Origin of the sequence: Alistipes sp. 56_sp_Nov_56_25 (assembly GCF_001915285.1) — a bacterium.
GTDB classification, from domain to species: domain Bacteria; phylum Bacteroidota; class Bacteroidia; order Bacteroidales; family Rikenellaceae; genus Alistipes; species Alistipes shahii.
The window spans coordinates 36,994-37,428 of record NZ_MNQF01000014.1 but is presented as its reverse complement, the minus strand read 5'-3'; the positions used below and the strand labels follow the sequence as shown (position 1 = coordinate 37,428).

Annotated in this window: 2 rRNA genes; both read left to right on the top strand. The window is 49.4% G+C overall.

Features of this window, described 5'->3' with window-relative positions:
* A 23S ribosomal RNA gene (locus BHV64_RS05750) occupies positions 1–202 on the top strand; the annotation flags it as partial.
* A gap of 110 nt (positions 203–312) precedes the next feature.
* Positions 313–426, top strand: a 5S ribosomal RNA gene (gene rrf / locus BHV64_RS05745).
* Positions 427–435 lie beyond the last annotated feature (9 nt).

The window sequence follows — 435 nt, the reverse complement described above, 5'->3', positions numbered from 1 at the left end:
GGTGTATCGGTTATGCTGCCAAGTGTACTGCCGAGTAGCCGCGTTCGGTCTGGATAAGCGCTGAAAGCATCTAAGCGCGAAGCCATCCCCAAGATAAGTTTTCCCTTGAGGGGCGTAGGAGACTACTACGTTGATAGGCTGCAGGTGTAAAGACAGTAATGTCAAAGCCGAGCAGTACTAATTACCCGAACGACTTTTTTGCAGCAATTCTTTATCTCATTTCCCGAATATGTCAACTCTTACCGAGTGCGACGGGTTGCAGCGACTAAAAGGCTGCTCGCACGGCTTCGATATATTGAAGCATAGGTTCTTTTAGGTGGTTATAGCAGTGAGGTTCCACCTCTTCCCATTCCGAACAGAGAAGTTAAGCTCACTTACGCCGATGGTACTGCGGTTTTCCCGTGGGAGAGTAGGTAGCCGCCTCTTCAAGGTCAG